This is a genomic window from Rhizobium vallis, from assembly GCF_003985155.1.
GTDB classification, from domain to species: Bacteria; Pseudomonadota; Alphaproteobacteria; order Rhizobiales; family Rhizobiaceae; genus Rhizobium; species Rhizobium vallis.
Genome location: NZ_ML133686.1, coordinates 320,907 through 336,125, shown reverse-complemented (window position 1 = coordinate 336,125; position 15,219 = coordinate 320,907). Strand labels below are relative to the sequence as shown.

The window sequence follows — 15,219 nt, the reverse complement described above, 5'->3', positions numbered from 1 at the left end:
CCAGGCAAAACGCAAAGCCCTTTTGACGGGAATTGCGTAAAATCAAAAGCTTAGAGCGGTTTTGCGCTTCCGCGGAAACCTGAACCGCTCTAGACGAACATATCGAGTTTCTTGATCTCGCCGTCTTCGCCGAACTCGACGAGCTCGGCGACGAAGCTCGGCAGGTAGCCGGTAAAGGCGTGCACCGCCTGTCCGCCGGCGCGGCCGACGAGATTGAAGATCGGCTCGACGATGACGAGGCCGGTATCCGGATCGATGCCGATCACCTCTGATATCTCGGTCACGGCGCGCCGCCCGTTCTCCAGGCGGTTCAATTGCACGACGAGCTCGACGGCCGCGACGATCTGCTGGCGGATCGCCATGACGGGCAGCGAGCTCTGGCCCTGCAGCACCATCACCTCCAGGCGGGTCATCATGTCCTGCGGCGTGTTGGCATGCGCCGTCGTCATCGAGCCGGCATGGCCGGTGTTCATCGCCTGCAGCATGTCGATCGCCTCGGCGCCGCGGCACTCGCCGACGATGATGCGGTCGGGTCGCATGCGCAGCGCATTGCGGACGAGGTCGCGAATGGTCACGCTGGTCTCGGATTCGGCCGTCTTCGGCCGCGATTGCAGATAGACGACATGGATGCCGTCCAGTTGCAGTTCGGACGTATCTTCGACGGCGACGACGCGCTCGCCGATGGGGATGAATTGTGACAGGCTGTTCAGGAGCGTCGTCTTACCGGAGCCGGTGCCGCCGGAGACGACGATATTCTTGCGGGAGCGGACGGCCGCCTCGAGGAAGGCGCGCATCGGCTCGCTGAGTGCGCCGGCGGTCACCAGCTTGCTGATGTCGAGCCGCGACTTGCCGCCAAATTTGCGGATGGTGAGGCAGGCGCCTCTCACCGCCAGCGGCGGAATGACGGCGTTGACGCGTGAACCGTCAGGCATGCGGAAATCCGCCATTGCCTCGCTTTCGTTGATCGAGCGGTTGGAATCGACGGCGATACGCTCGATCACCTTCATCAATTGCCGTTCATTCGCGAAGGCAAAAGGGTAGCGCTCCAGCAGACCGAATTTCTCGACATAGATTTCGTCGTAACGCGTCACCATGATTTCCGAGATGACATCGAGATCCATCAGTTCGGAGATCGTACCCCAGCGGTACATCAGCTCCTCGATGTTGGAGCGCAGGTGGCTGTGGGCGATTTCATAGCGATCGCCGGCGTTGAAGAGCGCCTGCCGGGCCTGGAATGCGGTTCCGAAGCGCGTGTCGAGCTGGGCGAAATCCGAGCGGGTGGATTCAAAGTTCAGCTTCAGCTGCAGGGCCGAGATCAGCGCCTTGCCGACGTCGAACAGGCGGCGATTGTCCTGCTCCTCGCGCGCGAGGCTTGCGATGTTCGACGAAGCATCGCGTCGCCCCGTACGGGCAATGCGTTTTGCCAGCCACCGATAAACGGCGTTTTTGATGACGAGGATGACCAGATCCTGAGGCGCATTGTCGAGCGCCTCCTTGATGAACATGTCGAGGCGTTCGCGGATGCGGCTTCGCGTCTCCTCGCGGCCGAAATCGGAGGACTTCACCAGACGATCGTATTGCGTGTCCTTCAGCAGGCGCTCGTGGATTTCCATCTGCAGCGCGAGCACGCGCTCCTGGTCGGGAAACTGCGTGACCGCTTCGGGGGCGGCGGTCGGCTCGACGAGTTCGATGGTGACGTTCGGCACCCAGATCGACATGCCGGCCGATATAGCAACGGGCATGCCGGCCCGAAGCGGCTGGTCGTCGACGCGCGTCGGGTTGCGGCCATGATGCTGCACCGACCATCCCTGGCCCGACTTCCGCAGCACGAATTGCGGCGAGGAGACGTGGCTGCCCCGCAGGCGAACGACGCCCGCGCCGGCGGGTAGCGTCAGCGTGCTGCTTTCGCCGACGAAATAGGTCTCGTTCGCCGAGAGCGGGATCACCTCCCGGCCGCTGCCATCCTCATAGGAAATCTTCAACAGCATGGCTTACTTCTCCCGCAACGCCTACATGCGCGTCCAGTTGATGCTCGGCAGTTCCTCGACACTGTTGTCGGCCGGATTGCGCAGCACGAGGTTCAGGCTGCCATTCGCCTGGCCCATGGCGAAGATCAGCATTTCGGCTTCCGCAGGCGTCACCTCGACGGTCACATGATTGTAGCTGCTGTTGGCCTTGGTGACGGCGCCTTCCGGCGTCGTTGCCGCGCCAACCGCCAGAACCTTGACGTTCTGCAGGAAGGTGCGGGTGACGACGCGGGTACGGGAGCTGATGCCGAGCTTATAGTCCTGTGCCTGCTTGCGATAGGCGTTGACGTCGTTCTCGTCAGCGCCGGGATATTGGGTGAGATAGTTCTTCAGCATCTGCTCCACGGGAGACTGCGGCTGGGTCGGGGCCGTTGGTTGTCCGGCCACAACAGGCGCCTGGCCGGGAGCGGCCGGTGTTTGGCCAGGGGTTCCAGGCTGGGCCGCGGCGGGAGGCGCCACGGGCTCGACCGGTTCGTCGACGGTGCCAAGGATATCGACATAGCTGCCCGGTTCGACGAAATGGCCGACTGCCTCGGCCGCGTTGACGGGTAGGGTGAGAGCGCGCTTGCCGGGCGCAATCATCGTCGTCAGGCGCCCGCCGTCGGTATCGTCGAAATACTGGAAGAGCAGCACGGAGCCTGCCGGAATATCGGCCGCAGCCGTCCTATCCTTCAGCCATTCCTGATAGGCGCTCGCCGCAGGCACGGCGAGTTTTGCCAGCGCCCCGAAGCTTTCCGGCAGCATGACCGGTTCGGCGAGCATGTCGGGCGTGATCGCCTGACCTCTCGTCACCTTCCGGTCGGGCTGGAGGCGCATGAAGGCATAAGCCACCTGCTCGTTCTTGACGCTCTCGGTCCAGAAGTAGAGCAGAACGCCCGTGATGAGCCCGACGATGACAGCCGCGATGAGCTTCCAGTTCATGGTGTTATTCCCCCACAAAGGGTTGCCTGATTTGAATGACCTCGACGGTACCGCCGTCGCTTTTGCTGCTTGTATAGAGAACATTCGCCTCGACGCTGCCGCGCCGGCCATAAAGGGCAGTAACGCCGCCACGCTGCACCGGCGGCGCCTCGATGGTGAAGCCGTCGCGGATGAGAAGATCGGCACGCGCATCCGACCAGCGCGTGGCCGACAGCGTGCCCTTAGAGACGACCGTGCGCGACATGTGGCCCGTGTCGTGGTCGCCGATATCGCTCAGCACCTCGACACCGGCCGGCGGGCGCAGCGATGGCGGCAGCTTGCTGACATCGGCGGGGGCCGCGAAGGCTGGCAACGTCGCAGCGACGTCGTCGAAGCGGGTCATCAGCACCTCGGTCATCGGCGCATCGGCGGGACGGCGGATCAGGATCGACACACCGGGGATGGGCGCCCGCGCCGAAGGGTGCGCCGGATCCTGCCGGCTGAGATAGTCAAGCGCGGCCTCGCCGTCGCCGTCAAAGAAACGCACGACCACGGCGAGATCGTCGCGGATGCGGCTCGTTTTCGGGACGATCAGCATGTTGGCGGCGATAACGGCAGTCAGTTCTTCCCTGTCGCTGCTCTTCGGCATTGCCGGTCGGGTATTGGCGGCCAGCACGCGCAGCCATTCGTCGGTGATATCGGAAATGCTGCGATCGCTCTGGTAGGGCGTAAATTCCAGCGGCTGGCCGTTAATGACGAGATCGCGCGGCGAGCGCTCCGGCGCGCCGAGAATGCCGGCCAGCATGGAATTCAGCGTCGCCCTGAAGTCCTTATAAACCTCGGCATGGCCCGGTTTGGCCATGATCGCGGCAGCAAGCCCAACGACGAGGGCGATGCCGGCGAGATGCAAGGAAATGCGCGCGCCCTTTCTCATCTCACTTCGCCCCCGGAAAGACGCCGTCGAAAAGGTCGCCGGAATCGTCGGCGACGTCGCGGATTTCGCGGCGGAGCGTCGGATCGTAGCCTCGGCGCGTGGTGTCGTTGTTATGGGAGGCAAAGAGCGTCGAATCGTCCACCGTGAACGCATCCTTCCAGCGGATGCTCCTGATGGTGTCGAGATCGTCGGAATCCCTGAACTTGTAGACGCGGTCGGCCGTCGCAGTGACGAGCTGCGGCTTTTCATTGGCGAGGTCGCCGACGATATCGCCGAAGTCGCGACCGTCGCTCTTGATGGTATTCTGCACGTCGTCCCAGACAAAGGTGCGCTGGGGATCGCCATCCCCCTCATGTGACGGCGTGCGCGAACAGTTCATGGCGTCCTGCCCCGGCAGGGCCGGCAAAGCCGGGATCGGGAAGACGTTCGAGAAGTCGGAGGTGCAGTTGAGCCCATTCGCCTCGGCGAAGGCGGCGTTGCGCATGGCGAGCATTGTTCCCACCTTTTTGGTGGAAATCCTGTTCGCGTGGATGACGAAAATCACGATCAGCAGGATGACCGGCGCGGCGAGCACGAATTCGATCGAGGCAAGACCGCGCCTGTCGCGGTGCAGCTTCATGAGCCAGCCGCCGGCCGGAGCGGAGCCGGCATGCTCAGTGTGTGTTGACGGCAGCCCAGGCATTGGCTCCTCCCTTGTCGAAGACGCGCGTCAGGCCGGTAAAACTGTCGGCGGCCGGGCTCTGCTTGATGGTGTTCGAAACCTCGCCGATATCGTCGGCAAGTGTCGCCGGGGCAAGCGATGCGAGCCAGTCCTGTGTGTAGAGATCGAAGGCCGAGTAGTTGTGAACCCAGCTCTGCGCCAGCGCATAGGCAGACGGCGTCTTGTCCTTGAACAGGCGAACCTGGAGCCTGGCACGCGGCGCGCGTGAAACAATTGCCAGTGTCTGGTAATCGGTAAGCTGGTCGCCTCCGAAGGGCGTGAAGTTGAAGGGGATGCGTCCCTTCAGCCAATAGGGCTTCGGCAAGGAGATTACAGGCAGGCCACCTATGGCGGAAATTGCACCACCTGCAGGGCCGCAGACCTGGTTCCAGATCATGTCGAACTTGCGGGTGAAGTCGTTCTCATCCTTTGTCTGCGAGTCGGAATAGCGCGGCGGCACGTCGATCGGCAGTTGGAAGGGATTGGTGATGCCGAAGCCGACGCCGAAGACCTTGTCCGCGATCCAGAAGCTGGCATCGAGCGCCAGTTCCTGCCACCAGCTCAGATCGCCGGCATACTGCTCGACAATCGCCTTGAACGGAACCTTGCTCAGATAGGCCGGGCCGAAGGCTTCATAGAAGATGTAGAACTCCACCAGCTGATTGTCGATGCCGCTCTTGTGATTGACCCAGTCGCGGATGTGGCTGCCGTCGACACCACCCGCCGTCAGCGGACCCTTGCCGTTGGGGAAGCCGCGATTGGCGAACTCACCGCGCATGAGGAGCGGGTCCTGTCCCTGAGTGCCATAAGACATGGCGAGGCACATTTCGGTATAGGCAGCGGCTGGATTGACGCCATCGCGATCGACCGGCAGGTTGCCGCCGGCGCCTTCTCCAGCCTGGCCGCAGGACTCGCACGGGGGATGGAAGACGACGTGATCCGACTTGTTCAGGCGCACCAGATGCAGGGCTTCGTTGCCGACCCGCTGCGGAAAGCTCTCGACGAGATAGTCGTTGAGATCGTTCATCGCATCGATGATCTCGCTGGACTTTTTGATGAGACCCAACGGATTATACTTGTATTCGGTGATGCCCACATAGGCGAGCGCCTTGGTGGCTTCCGTCGCCCGGAACCCCTGAAACGCCAGGCAAGCGCCATAGATGATGCCGCCGACGATCGGGACCTTTTGCCAGCCGGGGCAATAGGGCATCGGCGGGAGCGGCGGCAAAAGCGACGCCGGTCCGAAGCCTTCCGTGAAGGAATATTCGGCGAGTTTTGCCAGAATGGCGGCCGAACGCAGGGCCAGTTCCGCCGTGGTGAGCTGGAAGGCGACCGAGGTCGCCATGACGACGGTTGCCTGCGAGGAGGCGACGTTGTTCATCGCCATGATGTTGAGATAGCGTGCCTCCCAGTCGGCATGGACGAGCGCGGCAGCGTCGGCGGTATCCTGCGTGCGCTGCTTGTCGTAGATCATCTGCCCGGTGTTCAGGATCCAGACGATCATCAGCGCAAGCGCGATCGTCATGTAGAGGATGATCGGCGAAAGGAAGCCGCGTTGGTCGCGGTGCAGGCGTTTGATGAACGTCGGTGTCATAGCAGGTTCACCTCCGCGGTCGAGATCGTGTAATAGCGGCCGTCCTTCCTCTGGCCGCGGGCAAAGACCCAACCGGCATATTCGAGCAGTAGGAAGCGCGCTTCCACCTTTGCGGTAACAGGCACGTTCGGCGAGCGGTTGATGGCGGCATAGAGCGCCATCGGCGCCCGATCGACGGTGACGGTGACGTTCTGCGGATCAAACATGTAACGGGCCTGGTTGCGCATCGCGCGCCAGTTCTTCGAAAGGCCCGAGGCATCGGCAAGGTTCTTCAGCGCCTCTTCCGGCGGCTGGCAGGCGCCGACGCATTTCAGCTGATCGTAGGGCGCGGCCGGGATCAGCGCCAGGCGGGCGGCGAGATCGGCCTTGCCGGCGGCAGCATCGTCATCGCAAGTCTTCGCGTCGATTAGGCTCCGGATGGTGATCGGCAGGGCCGGGCAGAAATAGACGCGGGCGCTGCGGGCCGCCGCATAGGCGGCGTAATGGGTGAAGAGGTGGTTTTTCGCCAGGATCGTGAATTGGAAGACCACGAACATGAAGAAGACGAAGATCGGCGTGACGAGCACGAAATCCATCATCGTCGTGCTGCCTGAGCTATCGCCGTGCAGTTCCGATATCCGGCGCCGGCGGGCGGAAAGCCGCGGCAGCAACAGCATCGAAGCGAAGAGTATGAGGGCGATCGTAAAGGTACCGAGAAGAGCGCCATGATCCTGCGGAATCCAGAAGGTCCGTGAGTGCAGGATAGAACTCCAGAAGGCACCGTCGAAAGTGGGGCGTTCGAGTTCGGAGCGCATTGCCGTTACCTCACGAGGGCAAGAGGGGTGAAATCCGGTATGAATAGGCACCACAGAAGTCCGAGAGCGGCGGCAACGCCGAAGCGGACGGAATGATGTGTTTCGCGCGGCTTCAGCACTGAAGCGGCATCGCGGAAACCTGCAGGCAGGAGCAGGGCGAACAGTCCGACCGTTCGTGCCAGCACGTTCCACTGAACCCGCCGCGCCATCGAGAAGACGGCGATCATGCCGCCGACCATCAGCGATGCGAGTGTCACGTCGATGGCGGGCCAGAGGCCGAGAATGGCGCCGAGCGCCGCCATCAGCTTGACATCGCCGCCTCCGCAGCTTCCGGCTGCGAAGGCGATGATGAAAATCAGGCCTGAAGCAAGCAGGCCGGCGAAAGCAAGGCCAATCCCTGCCAGACCGCCGCTGATGGCTGCCAGCATGAAGCCGGTAAGCAAGCAGGGATAGGTCACGGCGTTCGGGATGTGACCATGGCGGTGATCGAGCACCGCCGCGGTCGTGGCGCAGGCGACGGCAAGAGCCGCCGCTGCAGGCATCTGGGTCAGATCGTAGGTCATATCCATGACACGGATCCGCTTATTGGCCCGGCTCAGGAATTCTCTCGGCGTCCGAGAGAGCCGTGTTCTTTTCGTTGAACCATTCGCCGATCTGTTTGCCGAATGCGAGCAGGAGCAGCATCAGCGGAATGACGATCAGCGCGACGGCCAGGACGATCTGGGCCATGTCGCCGCGTTCGTCCTTATGAAGTGCAATTGCGAGAGTCTTGAGTTTTCCAAACATCTGCGTATTCCTCGTTCCTAGGTTTGTTTCGGATCGAAGACCTTGGCGAAGATGAAGCAAGAATACGCTATCGTTTCGAACCGGCACGTTGCTCGTTTCAACGACGTTTTCTGCTTCGGTTTATCTTCCCCGGTGGCCAACGCTTGTTGAGCAACACCATTAAGACCCAAGAGTGCGCCCAAGGCCAGCCCTCCGTCAAGCAAACGAAACGAAGGGTTCCAATTGTCTTGGAGGCCCCGCCTGATGAAACCGAGTTGACGATGGGAATTCCTAGTTAACCATCTGAATATTCTAAAGTTTCACCCCGGTAATCGCCACGTGCGGCGGATTTGTCGACCAGCGTCTACTGCCCCATAATTGGTCAATTCTTTCAAAGCGATAGAATAGACGGAGCGACGCAGCCGCATCTCCGCTCGGCGCGGGACACACCCATGGCGTTGATTGGCGATCTGGATTAAGCTTCGCGGACGTATTGGGCATGACCCTTCAGTCGTTCCGGAGAAAGAACTATGGAAACGATGAGCAGCGTCTTGATACTTGCATTGGTCCTCATTCCACTGATGATGTTCTTCCCGACGGCAGTTCAGATGATGGTAACGCTGTTTGGAATGAGCACTGTTCTTGTCGGGATGCCGCTCTGATGAAAGCCGTTTCCGACGATGCCGCCGAACAGGCGACCTTGCAGGTCCTGACAAGGGCATTGGACAAGCTCTTGGGACCGATCCGTTTCCTTCTCGAGGACCCGAGTGTTTCCGAAATCCTGATCAATGGAACCTCCGACATCTTTGTCGAAAGGCGAGGAAAGCTGGAGCGCGCCGATACGCGTTTTGCCAGCCGCGAGGATCTGGAATCGGCTGCGCGCAGCATCGCGCAATTCTCGGGCAAGCGGCTGACGCCGGAAGAGCCGAGTATCGAGGCTCGCCTGCCGGATGGTTCGCGCGTCCAGATGATCCAGCCGCCGGCCGCCCGCACCGGGCTCTGCATCTCCATCCGCCGCTTTCTGAAAGAACATCGCAGCATCCGCGATCTCGTCACCCAGGGCAGCCTGACGGAGGAGTCGCTGTCGCTGCTGCAGGCGGCCGTCGGGCTTCAGAAGAACGTGATCATCTCCGGCGGCACCGGCACCGGCAAGACGACGATGCTGAACGCGCTGTCGGAAGCCTTTGCCGATCATGAGCGCGTCATCGTCATCGAAGACACCTCGGAACTGCAGATCCGCAAGGAACATGTCGTCTATCTCGAAGTGACGAAGCCCGACCGTTTCGGCCGCGGCGGCGCCAGCATTCGCGACCTGTTCCGCTCGTCGCTGCGCATGCGGCCCGACCGCATCATCGTCGGCGAGTGCCGCGGCGGCGAGGCGCTCGACATGATCCAGGCGATGACGTCGGGCCATAGCGGCAGCCTTTCGACGGTACATGCCAACACACCTTACGACGCCCTGCACCGGCTGGAGACCTTAGCGCTGATGTCCGACATCGACATGCCACTCCGGCCGCTCCGCGCCCAGATCGCTTCGGCAGTCGACGTCGTCGTGCAGATCGCCCGCTTCAAGCGCACCGGCAGACGCCGGGTGATCGAGATTTCCGAGATCAAGGGCCTGAACAATGACGGCCAGTACATCGTCGAGAGCATCTACAAACTTGAGGGCGACGGCCACTCCAATTCCGATGGCGCATTGCTATGGACCGGTGTCGTCCCGAGCTTCGCCACCGATGCGATCGAAGAGCTGCAAGGCGCCGAGCGCTCGGAGTGGATGAAGGCTGAAGCCGCCGCGCGGGCAACGGCTTGAACTCATTGGCGGACGCCACTTGGGAACTGTCTGCCCGACATGGCGCATTCGAGGGAAGGCAAACCTAGTTGCCTTCCCCGGTGTTTACTGGCGCTTCTTGCGCCAGGGCGCGTTCTTCTGCCAGTCGCCGGCCATGATGCTCCCGTAGGGGATCACCTCGTCGACCACTTCGGCGAGACCATAATGCTCGATCTGCGCCCGCACGTTCGCAGCACTCTTGTAGGCACTCGGCAGTTCCGACACGTCGGCGAAACCAGAGAAGAACCGCGCATCGAGACCGCTTGTTTCCTTCTCCAGAATGGCCGCGACGTTGTTCGGGCTGAGCCCTCGCGAATCCGCTCCATACTCCGCAGATAGCTGCCTCAAATGCGCGCTGCGCGAAAAGTTGCGACCGGCGCCATGCGGCGAGAAGCCGAGGCCATGGGCGGCGTTCGAGCCACGAACGATCAGGATCGGTTCCGCCATATTGAGCGGAATGATGGTTAGATCGGTCGCGTCATGCGCCCAGTTATCAAAGGCAGGGGTCGCACCCTTTCCGTGGTAGAACAGCCCATCCGACTTCCGGAAGACGAAATTGTGTTCGTTCCAGAAGCGGTCCGCGACCTTGGCCGAGAGCTTTTCCGCCGCCATGTCGTGAAGGACATAGTGGTTTTCCCTGGTCCACTGGCGGATTGTCTGCAACGCCGACCAGTAGAGGTCACCTTCCTCGGTATCGGCCGGAATCCAGGCATTTTCCCTATGCGTCTCAGGCGAGATGCGTTCCCGAAACCGGTTGGCGACCTTCATGCCCTTGTCGTAGAGGCGCGCCCCCGGTGCTCGCGATCCATGATGGGTCACAAGCGCGGTTTCGCCGGTCGACTTCATCGTCCCGACATAGGCGAAATGATTGCCGTCGCCCTGGGTCGCGAAATGCTCGATACCAGCGCTCAGCACGCCGTCGCGCAGATAAGGATTCTGCTCGAAGGCCGAAAGCGTCGCCTCGGAAGGCTTCAGCTGCGCGCCGCGCGGCCGGCCGCCGGGACCGAAATGCGTCACGGCATGCACGGCATCCAGAAGCGACTTCGGATCCACACCGGGAAAGATCGAGATCGCCATGGAGCAGCAGATGTCGGCCGAATGCATTCCGGGATGGATTGCTTCCGACGCCACCACTCCGCCGACTGGGATCGTTCCGACCGGGCCCGCCGGGCAAGCGTCCGGCATGATCGCTGCGGCCCGGACAACGGGTGTGCGCACCAGCGCCCGCATCGTCGCGTTGACCTTCTCGACATTGTCCTGCTCAAAGGCATTCTCGGCGCGGATGTTGGAATAGATCTCGATATCGTTATCGGCCCTCAAGGCAAGCGTCGGCCCGGGCTGGAAAGCTTTTGCCGCTTCCAGGGCATCTGTCACCGAGCCACCCTTGCTCAAAACCGCATTGGCCGCGTCGAGAGCCGGGCGAAACCACTTCCCCTGGCTCATGCCGGCATCGATCAAATCCTGTCCGCTCATTACCGCTATCATTGTCTTTTCTGCGTCTGCAGTCCTTCTTGTTCAGTTGCTTCTCTTCACACCACCTGGGCGACGAGCGTTGCCGGAGATCTATCTCGCCGCACGCATTCCATGATCATGGCGCGATGCGGCCCCTGTAGTCACCGGCAGCATTCGCCCAGGGCCTTACCATTGTCCCGGCGACGAGATTTGGCAGGACAGTTTACTGAGCTACACGCTCCTTTCGGAAGCGTGGGATGATTTGAACACCCGACCTGCCCGTCGGAAATCCGATGGGCCGCTCTTCCTTGTAGTCCTGCCGGCATTCGCCGAGTTATTCCGTCCCTGCGGAACAGGGATAGTGCATGCCATGCAGCGGCGACGAGGGTGGACGAAACCGGATGGCCCCGCTCGTGCCAGAGAGCGTATGCCCAGGAGGAGTCGAACCTGCCAGACCATCCAACGTGGCGGCTGTAGTTCCGTCCGGCATTCGCCACTGCAATTCCCACTATGGCGACAAATATCCGGGAAACAGCTTGCTCTACCAACTGAGCTACAGGACCAGGCCCTGGCGAGACTCGAACTCGCGACACAGATGTAGTTCCCCATGCATTCGCCATGTCATTCCATTCGTCCGTGACGACGAGGTGTGGTGAAACACCCTGCTCTATCCGCTGAGCTACGGGTCCATGAACTGAAGGACCCGACGGGATTCGAACCCGCGACCTGGAGATTAACGATCTGTAGTTTCATCCGGCATTCGTCACGGCCTCCCGCGCCATTCACGGCGGCGCGAGGGTATTACTTCCTGTGAGCCCGTCAGAGCTCGATTGCCTCGATGGCTTTCACCCAGCCATCCGCTCCCTTGCTATTGGCCGCGAAAGCCGTGATCACCCCATAGACGGCATCCGAGAAGCCACCGATGTTGAGCACGTCCTCCCGCGTCGGCGCCTGTGTGGTGGCATGGGGCTGGATGTCGAGGCAGACCAGCTTTGCAGCCGGGTTGACCCGCTTGATCCTGGCCCATTCCGTCATGACAGCCGTCGGCTGACCGCTCCGGCGCGCATCCACCCAGGACTCATTGTCCGAGATGAACACCACGAGATCGACCTTGGCCTTCTCGTTTGCCAGCCTCTTCAGCGGTGCGGAGCAATTGGTTCCGCCGCCGCCGATTTTCGCCAGCTTACCGGCATTGGTCATCACCGAATCCCGCTTGTTGAGGCTGACATGCACCACGTCATTCTCGAACGGCAGCACCCGCGCCTTCGGGTTGCGCTGCAGGAACGCCGCGGTCATCAGACCGGCAACATCGATGCAACGAACCGAGGACGTCGCGCCCTTCCGGTAACCGGTCACGGGCGAGCCCATGGAACCCGACACGTCGGGGCAGAGCACGACATTGCCCATCAGGGACGGCACGTTGGCGATGGCAATATCCATCGCGTCCTGAAGTGCATCCCGTACGACATCCGGAATCTGACCATCGACCATCTTCCACGCCATCATCAACTGATAGGGGAAGACCTTTGCCTTGCGGATTTCCTCCGGATCGGCAAGCCGCGCCGCCAGCGCCTCGGCAAAACCCTCGACTTCGAACACGCCGTTGCGTGCAAAGGTGTTGAGGTTCTGCCGTACCATCTGCCAGCCGCCCTTGCGGGCGATCTCGACCCAATGCTCCCGCGTCAGCGGCAGCGAGGTCAGCATCTGGAACGGGACATCAGGCACTGGCACCGTCTGGTCACGTCGGAATGCTTCCAATGCCTTGACGAGTTCAGGCAGTGCCGCATAGTCGTGCGGCTTGCCGATCGCCCAGGCATAAAGCGCCTTGCGGTCCTCTGTAGCCGGCTTCGGATGCACCATGCGGATCACGTCGGCGAGCGAAGGATCGTTTCCAACCATCGCACGCAGGATCTGCTCGGTGCTGGCCCGTTCAAGCCATCCCTGCACCGCCTTCTTCGGGCGTGTGCCGAGCGACTTACGCCCCGTGGCGCCAGAGCGCATGACCTGCACGAAGCCGCGCAGCATCTTGCCGCTCTTCACCACCCGCGGGAACACAAGGGCGAAGGCATCGCTCTGAAGGCTGGAGAGCATGGCAAGCAACGTCACCGGCATGTCCTTCATGTGACCCTTTTCAGCGGCGTAAACAGCCACCTTGGCGAGAAATTCCGGCTCGACCTGAAGGGCAAGCGTCTTTACCGCTTCGAGCTGCTCAGCCCCATCCGCATAGAAGGTGCCGTTGAAGGTGCCGGTAACAGCATATTGCGCCAGCGCCTCGCGCGGCGTCAGCTGGTAGGCCGGGGCCGCTTCATGATTTTTCGTATCCGTTCCCGGAAGCAGTTTCCCGAGGTAGGTTTTGAAGATTGCCTTGTTGACCATGACAGCACCTCTTGTTTGGTTCTGTCAGATACAATTCAAGACGCGTGCCAGTTTGGAAAAAGGAGTGAGAGACACACGAAATTTTCGCTCATCTCCCTGTTTTAAAAAGAGAAATTTTTATGCCTCATCGGAGGCAATCATGAATTGCGAAAATCCGCATCCCAATTATATTATCGCAGATTATAGTTTTTTATAATTTTGGATAAGACATGAAGCGCCGCGTCGCCATCAGCATATTGGGAACCACCCTGGATGCAGGGAAATGGGAAAATCGCTGGAGTCGCTGGCGGCCTAGCGTCGCGCTCTGCCAGCAACCGGGCCTCTTCATAGACCGGCTGGAACTGATCCACGACAACCACTCGCAAGCTCTCTGTCACCGCATCGTTGCCGACATCGAAACCGTGGCGCCGGCGACGGAGGTGAGGAGCAACGTCATCAACTTCCGGGACCCGTGGGATTTTTCGGAGGTCTATACGAGCCTCAGGGACTTTGCCCGCAACTACAACTTCGACCCCGAAACGGAAGATTATCTCGTCAATATCACCACCGGCACCCACGTCGCACAGATCTGCTGGTTCCTGCTAACCGAAGCCCGCATCATTCCCGGCCAGCTGTTGCAGCTCTCGCCGCCGCGCGACCGCGAGCCCGAGCAGGATTTCGCCGGCACGCATCGGATCATCGACCTCGACCTTTCCCGTTATGACGAGATCGCCAAGCGCTTCGCTTCCGAGCGAGAAGACGCCGCCTCTTTCCTGAAATCGGGGATTTCGACCCGCAGCACCGCCTTCAACAGAATGATCGACGAGATCGAAAGGGTGGTGATCCGCTCGACAGCGCCCGTTCTCCTGACCGGGCCAACCGGTGCCGGCAAATCGCAACTCGCCCGCAGGATCTACGAGTTGAAGAAGAGCCAGCGCAAGGTCAGTGGTCCGTTCATCGAGGTCAACTGCGCGACGCTACGCGGCGACCAGGCCATGTCCACCCTGTTCGGCCATGTGAAAGGAGCGTTTACCGGCGCTGCCGGCGAGCGTGCCGGCTTGCTCAAGTCCGCCGACAAAGGCGTGCTGTTCCTCGACGAGATTGGCGAACTTGGCCTTGACGAACAGGCCATGTGCCTGCGCGCAATCGAGGAAAAGAGGTTCCTGCCAGTGGGCGCTGATCGGGAGGCGTCCGCGGACTTTCAGCTGCTTGCCGGTACCAATCGCGATCTTGGCGAGGATGTTCGAAAGGGAAGGTTCCGCGAAGATCTGTATGCCCGCCTGAACCTCTGGACGTTCCAACTGCCGGCCCTGCGCGAGCGCAAGGAGGACATCGAGCCCAATCTCGACTTCGAGCTCAGGCGCTATCTGGAACGAGAAGGCGAAAATGTTACTTTCAACAAGGAAGCACGCCAACGCTATCTTGCTTTCGCAACTGGCCCGCAAGCCGTCTGGAGTGCCAATTTTCGCGACCTGTCGGCCTCGGTGACACGCATGGCGACGCTCGCGCCGCATGGGCGCATCACGACTGACGTCGTTGATGATGAAGTCCGTCGGCTGAATGCGTTTTGGCGCAGCTCAAGTGACGACGGCAGGGTAGATCTGATCATTGAAGAAGTACTGGGTGCAGAGATTGCTGCTGGCCTCGATCACTTTGACGCAGCACAGCTTGCCACTGTTCTTCATACCTGCCGCCAACATGCCACGGCAAGCGCGGCGGGCAGAGCCTTGTTTGCGATCTCGCGATTGGGGAAAAAGAGCAGCAACGACGCCGATCGCCTGAGTAAATATCTGGCGCGCTTCAGTCTCAGATTCGAAGACATCAAGAGACCCGGATAAGGGCTATGTCCTGGGCGCGAACGCCGGATGGC

13 protein-coding genes are annotated in these 15,219 nt (G+C 61.1%); 3 read left to right on the top strand and 10 right to left on the bottom strand.

Annotated features, from left to right (window positions below):
• Positions 1-89: 89 nt before the first annotated feature.
• The 8 genes from EFQ99_RS01685 to EFQ99_RS01650 are packed head-to-tail and all read right to left on the bottom strand — an operon-like array spanning position 90 to position 7,735.
• A complete protein-coding gene (locus EFQ99_RS01685) occupies positions 90-1,988 on the bottom strand; it encodes a TadA family conjugal transfer-associated ATPase (RefSeq protein ID WP_126918923.1) in 1,899 nt (632 codons plus the stop codon).
• A gap of 21 nt (positions 1,989-2,009) precedes the next feature.
• Positions 2,010-2,948, bottom strand: coding sequence for a Flp pilus assembly protein CpaB (gene cpaB / locus EFQ99_RS01680; RefSeq protein ID WP_126918922.1), 939 nt, complete (start codon positions 2,946-2,948; stop codon positions 2,010-2,012).
• A 4-nt stretch (positions 2,949-2,952) separates the two neighbouring features.
• Entirely contained in the window at positions 2,953-3,861 is a 909-nt protein-coding gene (locus EFQ99_RS01675) for a hypothetical protein (protein WP_126918921.1), read from the bottom strand.
• A gap of 1 nt (position 3,862) precedes the next feature.
• Positions 3,863-4,543 carry a TadE/TadG family type IV pilus assembly protein gene (locus EFQ99_RS01670; RefSeq protein WP_126918920.1) on the bottom strand — a complete coding sequence of 227 codons (681 nt, stop codon included), beginning with the start codon at positions 4,541-4,543 and terminating at the stop codon, positions 3,863-3,865.
• On the bottom strand, positions 4,515-6,155 hold the full coding sequence (locus EFQ99_RS01665; RefSeq protein ID WP_126918919.1) for a TadE/TadG family type IV pilus assembly protein: 1,641 nt from the start codon (positions 6,153-6,155) through the stop codon (positions 4,515-4,517). The genes EFQ99_RS01670 and EFQ99_RS01665 overlap by 29 nt, the downstream gene beginning before the upstream one ends.
• Positions 6,152-6,949, bottom strand: a complete 798-nt coding sequence (locus tag EFQ99_RS01660; RefSeq protein ID WP_126918918.1) for a TadE/TadG family type IV pilus assembly protein — start codon at positions 6,947-6,949, stop codon at positions 6,152-6,154. The genes EFQ99_RS01665 and EFQ99_RS01660 overlap by 4 nt, the downstream gene beginning before the upstream one ends.
• A gap of 5 nt (positions 6,950-6,954) precedes the next feature.
• Positions 6,955-7,518: an A24 family peptidase gene (locus EFQ99_RS01655; protein WP_126918917.1), complete on the bottom strand. Its 564-nt coding sequence runs from the start codon at positions 7,516-7,518 to the stop codon at positions 6,955-6,957.
• Positions 7,519-7,531: 13 nt separating this feature from the next.
• Entirely contained in the window at positions 7,532-7,735 is a 204-nt protein-coding gene (locus EFQ99_RS01650) for a hypothetical protein (RefSeq protein ID WP_018246152.1), read from the bottom strand.
• Positions 7,736-8,244: 509 nt separating this feature from the next.
• Between EFQ99_RS01650 and EFQ99_RS35965 the strand changes: the two genes are divergently transcribed.
• The gene (locus tag EFQ99_RS35965; protein ID WP_008531424.1) at positions 8,245-8,376 is read left to right on the top strand and encodes a hypothetical protein; all 132 of its coding nucleotides are present in this window, start codon (positions 8,245-8,247) and stop codon (positions 8,374-8,376) included.
• Positions 8,376-9,524 (top strand): TadA family conjugal transfer-associated ATPase, encoded by a 1,149-nt coding sequence (locus tag EFQ99_RS01640; RefSeq protein ID WP_245441422.1) that lies wholly within the window; start codon positions 8,376-8,378, stop codon positions 9,522-9,524. Before EFQ99_RS35965 ends, EFQ99_RS01640 begins: the two co-directional genes overlap by 1 nt.
• An 84-nt stretch (positions 9,525-9,608) precedes the next feature.
• Here the strand turns inward: EFQ99_RS01640 and EFQ99_RS01635 are convergent, their stop codons facing one another.
• Both EFQ99_RS01635 and EFQ99_RS01630 read right to left on the bottom strand, forming a co-directional pair.
• Complete coding sequence (locus EFQ99_RS01635; RefSeq protein ID WP_126918914.1) at positions 9,609-11,015, bottom strand: RtcB family protein; 1,407 nt, start codon at positions 11,013-11,015, stop codon at positions 9,609-9,611.
• A gap of 798 nt (positions 11,016-11,813) precedes the next feature.
• Entirely contained in the window at positions 11,814-13,370 is a 1,557-nt protein-coding gene (locus EFQ99_RS01630; protein ID WP_126918913.1) for an RNA-binding protein, read from the bottom strand.
• A gap of 209 nt (positions 13,371-13,579) precedes the next feature.
• Here EFQ99_RS01630 and rtcR point away from each other — a divergent pair, with 209 nt between their 5' ends.
• Positions 13,580-15,187 (top strand): RNA repair transcriptional activator RtcR, encoded by a 1,608-nt coding sequence (rtcR, locus tag EFQ99_RS01625; protein WP_126918912.1) that lies wholly within the window; start codon positions 13,580-13,582, stop codon positions 15,185-15,187.
• The last annotated feature ends 32 nt before the right edge of the window (positions 15,188-15,219 follow it).

Coding starts and splice junctions, on each gene's coding strand:
- EFQ99_RS01685 (WP_126918923.1), bottom strand. CDS start 1,988: ATGCTGTTGAAGATTTCCTATGAGGATGGCAGCGGCCGGGAGGTGATC.
- cpaB (WP_126918922.1), bottom strand. CDS start 2,948: ATGAACTGGAAGCTCATCGCGGCTGTCATCGTCGGGCTCATCACGGGC.
- EFQ99_RS01675 (WP_126918921.1), bottom strand. CDS start 3,861: ATGAGAAAGGGCGCGCGCATTTCCTTGCATCTCGCCGGCATCGCCCTC.
- EFQ99_RS01670 (WP_126918920.1), bottom strand. CDS start 4,543: ATGCCTGGGCTGCCGTCAACACACACTGAGCATGCCGGCTCCGCTCCG.
- EFQ99_RS01665 (WP_126918919.1), bottom strand. CDS start 6,155: ATGACACCGACGTTCATCAAACGCCTGCACCGCGACCAACGCGGCTTC.
- EFQ99_RS01660 (WP_126918918.1), bottom strand. CDS start 6,949: ATGCGCTCCGAACTCGAACGCCCCACTTTCGACGGTGCCTTCTGGAGT.
- EFQ99_RS01655 (WP_126918917.1), bottom strand. CDS start 7,518: ATGGATATGACCTACGATCTGACCCAGATGCCTGCAGCGGCGGCTCTT.
- EFQ99_RS01650 (WP_018246152.1), bottom strand. CDS start 7,735: ATGTTTGGAAAACTCAAGACTCTCGCAATTGCACTTCATAAGGACGAA.
- EFQ99_RS35965 (WP_008531424.1), top strand. CDS start 8,245: ATGGAAACGATGAGCAGCGTCTTGATACTTGCATTGGTCCTCATTCCA.
- EFQ99_RS01640 (WP_245441422.1), top strand. CDS start 8,376: ATGAAAGCCGTTTCCGACGATGCCGCCGAACAGGCGACCTTGCAGGTC.
- EFQ99_RS01635 (WP_126918914.1), bottom strand. CDS start 11,015: ATGAGCGGACAGGATTTGATCGATGCCGGCATGAGCCAGGGGAAGTGG.
- EFQ99_RS01630 (WP_126918913.1), bottom strand. CDS start 13,370: ATGGTCAACAAGGCAATCTTCAAAACCTACCTCGGGAAACTGCTTCCG.
- rtcR (WP_126918912.1), top strand. CDS start 13,580: ATGAAGCGCCGCGTCGCCATCAGCATATTGGGAACCACCCTGGATGCA.